We start from the raw sequence: 2912 nt of genomic DNA, 5'->3' as shown, positions 1-2912 counted from the left end.
TCGCCCGCCACTACGCCTCCCTCGACCTGTTCGTCCACGCCGGCGAGTTCGAGACGTTCTGCCAGGCGATCCAGGAGGCCCAGGCCTCCGGCGTCCCGACCATCGGCCCGCGCGCCGGCGGCCCGGTCGACCTCATCCAGGAGCGCTACAACGGTCTGCTTCTCGACGTCGACACGTTCACCCGCGACCTGCCCACCGCCGCCGACTGGCTGCTGCACCGGGACCGCCACGACCAGCTGCGCCACAACGCGCGCGTCTCCGTGAGCTCCAAGACCTGGGAGGCGCTCTGCGAGCAGCTGCTGGGCTACTACTCGGAGGTCATCGCCGAGACCCGTCGCGTGCCGCTCACCTTCTTCGGCCCGCGCCCCGAGCTGCCCCTGTGGGCCGCCCGCGCCCTGGGCGCGCGCGTCGCCTGAGACGACCTGCCCTAGACTCGTACGCGTGGCTAAGGCAGACCTGGACAAGAAGCCCTTCGACGTGGCGTCGATGTTCGACGCCGTCGGGGAGAAGTACGACCTGACCAACACCATCCTGTCCTTCGGACAGGATGCCCGGTGGCGGCGGCGCACCCGCGAGCGGCTCAACCTGCAGCCGGGGGAGAAGGTCCTCGATCTGGCGGCCGGTACCGCCGTGTCCACCGTCGAGCTGGCCAAGTCCGGCGCCTGGTGCGTGGCCTGCGATTTCTCCCAGGGCATGCTCGCGGCCGGCAGCGACCGCGACGTGCCCAAGGTGTGCGGCGACGGCACGCAGCTGCCCTTCCCGGATAACACCTTCGACGCGGTGACCATCTCCTACGGCCTGCGCAACTTCCACGATCACGAGGCCGGCCTGCGGGAGATGGCGCGCGTGACCAGGCCGGGCGGGCGGCTGGCGATCGCGGAGTTCTCCACCCCGACCGTCCCCGTCTTCGGCACCGGCTACAAGGAGTACCTCATGCGCCTGCTGCCGAAGGTGGCGCGCCTCGTCTCCTCCAACCCGGAGGCCTACGAGTACCTGGCCGACTCGATCCGAGCGTGGCCCGATCAGGAGGGCCTGGCCCGCACCATCAACGCCAACGGCTGGGAGCAGGCCGGCTGGCAGAACCTCACCTTCGGCATCGTGGCCCTGCACTCGGCGGTCAAGCCCGCCTAGGGTTCAGGCGGTCCGCGACCACAGGGGGGTGTCGCGGCGCACCCGGGACACGGCGCCGCCGGCCAGTCGCCACACGCGGGCGATGAGGTCACGGTCCTCGTCTGTGATGAGGTTGCCCATGAGGCGCGCGGCCGCCGGCATGACCGCTGCACCCACCGGGCCGCGCAGACCCAGCGGGCCGACAACGGGCAGGAAGCGCGAGTAGGTGAGCAGGCGGGCGGCGGTCCGCGCGAGCAGGAACGCCTCGCCGTAGGTCTCCCGCAGCACGTGCGGCCACACCAGGGTCAGGTCCCGCCCCTCGCGCAGCAGCGCCACGGCCATCTCCGCGGACTCGAGGCCGTAGTCGATACCTTCGCCGTTGAGGGGGTTGACCAGGGCGGCGGCGTCGCCGATGAGCAGCCAGTTGCTGCCCGCCACATTGGACACCGCACCACCCATCGGCAGCAGCGCCGAGGTGACGTCCTGTTCCGGGCCCAGCTGCCACTCGTCGCGCTTCTGGGCGGCGTAGTGGGAGAGCAGCTTCTTGGTGTTCACCTTCGCGGGGCGCGCATCCGTGGACAATGCGCCACAGCCGAGGTTCACCCGTCCGTCGCCGAGCGGGAAGATCCACCCGTAGCCGGGCTGGACGACACCGTCGGCGTCGAGAAGCTCAACATCCGAGTGGATCCACGGCTCCGTCGACTGCGGGGTCTCGCAGTACGAGCGCGCGGCGATGCCGTACACCTCCCCGCGGTGCCACTGGCGTCCCAGCAGCTTGCCGAACGTTGAGCGCACGCCGTCAGCCACCAGCACCCAGCGTGCCCGGATCCGCTTCTCGACGCCCGCGTGGACCACCGTCACCTCGTCGACCCGCTGCCCGGTGCGCTGGACGGTGGTGGCGGACGCATCCTCCCACAGCTCCGCACCGCGCTCCACGGCGGTGCGGACGAGGAGATGGTCGAACTCCCGGCGGGCCATCGCGGACCCGAGTTTCCCGTAGTGACCGTCCGGCCACGGCGCGGTCACCGAGCCGCCGAATCCCCGCAGCTTGAGGCCCAGATTGTGGTAGCTGCCGGTGATCTCCTCCGCCAGGCCGAGGCGGGAGAGACTGTGGATGGCGCGCGGGGTGAGGCCGTCGCCGCAGGTCTTGTCGCGGGGGAAGACGGCGGCGTCGATAAGCAGGACCTCCATCCCCGCATCGGCCGCATGAATCGCGGCGGCCGCCCCGGCGGGCCCTGCTCCGACAACAAGGACATCCACGACACGCTCGGCACCCACGACACTCATGCGCCCATTCTGACACCCCGAGTACGGAGAGCCGCAACTTTGGACTACGGTTGAACCCGATCATCTTCCTCTTTGACATCGTTGCAAGGACATTCCGACATGACCCACGGCACCACCGACCAGCCCCGCCCGGCCGGGCACGTGGATCTGGGCGACGCTGCGCTCAACGAACGCATCGCCACCGGCATGGCCGCGGTGGAGGTCATGCTCCGCGAGGAACTGGCGAAGGGCGAGGACTTCCTCACGGACAAGGTCACCCACCTGCTCACCGCCGGTGGCAAACGCTTCCGTCCGATGATGACGCTGCTGGCCTCCGAGTACGGCCCCCGCGCGGGATCACCCGAGGTGGTCAAGGCTGCCGCGGTGCTCGAGACCGTGCACCTGGCGACGCTGTACCACGACGACGTCATGGATGAGGCCGAGCTGCGCCGCGGCGTCGACTCCGCCAACGCCCGCTGGGACAACGCCGTGGCCATCCTCGCCGGCGACATCCTCTTCGCCCACGCCTCCCGGCT

General features: G+C 70.3%; 4 protein-coding genes. 3 read left to right on the top strand and 1 reads right to left on the bottom strand.

Annotation, left to right across the window (positions count from 1 at the left end):
- Together Q4G50_RS14555 and Q4G50_RS14550 are read left to right on the top strand one after the other, a co-directional pair.
- Positions 1-416, top strand: a 416-nt coding sequence (locus Q4G50_RS14555) for a glycosyltransferase (RefSeq protein ID WP_303378373.1), incomplete at its 5' end; no start/stop codon positions are given.
- 25 nt (positions 417-441) lie between these two features.
- Positions 442-1131: a demethylmenaquinone methyltransferase gene (locus Q4G50_RS14550; RefSeq protein WP_303378372.1), complete on the top strand. Its 690-nt coding sequence runs from the start codon at positions 442-444 to the stop codon at positions 1129-1131.
- Between the two features lie 3 nt (positions 1132-1134).
- Here the strand turns inward: Q4G50_RS14550 and Q4G50_RS14545 are convergent, their stop codons facing one another.
- Entirely contained in the window at positions 1135-2397 is a 1263-nt protein-coding gene (locus Q4G50_RS14545) for a geranylgeranyl reductase family protein (protein WP_303378371.1), read from the bottom strand.
- A gap of 99 nt (positions 2398-2496) precedes the next feature.
- Between Q4G50_RS14545 and Q4G50_RS14540 the strand changes: the two genes are divergently transcribed.
- Positions 2497-2912, top strand: a 416-nt coding sequence (locus Q4G50_RS14540) for a polyprenyl synthetase family protein (RefSeq protein WP_303378370.1), incomplete at its 3' end; no start/stop codon positions are given.

It is taken from the genome of Corynebacterium sp., from assembly GCF_030538285.1.
Taxonomy (GTDB): domain Bacteria; phylum Actinomycetota; class Actinomycetes; order Mycobacteriales; family Mycobacteriaceae; genus Corynebacterium.
The sequence above is the reverse complement of the archived record's forward strand: the minus strand, read 5'-3'. Positions and strand labels throughout refer to the sequence as shown.

Coding starts and splice junctions, on each gene's coding strand:
- Q4G50_RS14545 (WP_303378371.1), bottom strand. CDS start 2,397: ATGAGTGTCGTGGGTGCCGAGCGTGTCGTGGATGTCCTTGTTGTCGGA.